The organism is uncultured Paracoccus sp. (genome assembly GCF_947496875.1).
In the GTDB taxonomy this organism is placed as follows: Bacteria; Pseudomonadota; Alphaproteobacteria; order Rhodobacterales; family Rhodobacteraceae; genus Paracoccus.
The window spans coordinates 1-364 of the sequence record NZ_CANMEH010000095.1 but is presented as its reverse complement, the minus strand read 5'-3'; the positions used below and the strand labels follow the sequence as shown (position 1 = coordinate 364).

Sequence of the window (364 nt, the reverse complement as noted above, 5' to 3'; positions counted from 1 at the left end):
GTTCAGGAATTCGCCGACCCGCTCGTCGATGTCCTTGCAAAGCTTCGACACCGTGCTCTTCGAGATGCCGCTCAGCCCCATGGCCTGCACCAGTTCGTCCACCCGGCGTGTCGAGATGCCGCCGATCCACGCCTCCTGGATGACGGCCACCAGCGCCTGCTCGGAGGTCTTGCGGGCCTCGAGGAAGCCCGGGAAGTAGCTCCCCTGCCGCAGCTTCGGCACCCGAAGGTTCAGCGTGCCCAAACGGGTATCGAGAGCGCGCTCTCGATACCCGTTGCGCCAGGTCGTGCGCTCGCCGCTGCGCTCGTGCCGACCGGCGCCGATCAGGCCTTCTACGTCGGCCTCCATGATCAGCTGAAGAACA

Annotated in this window: 1 protein-coding gene; it reads right to left on the bottom strand. The window is 65.9% G+C overall.

The annotated features are described in order from the left end of the window. A partial coding sequence (locus Q0938_RS19260) for a transposase (RefSeq protein WP_299365741.1) occupies positions 1-364 on the bottom strand: 364 nt, incomplete at both ends.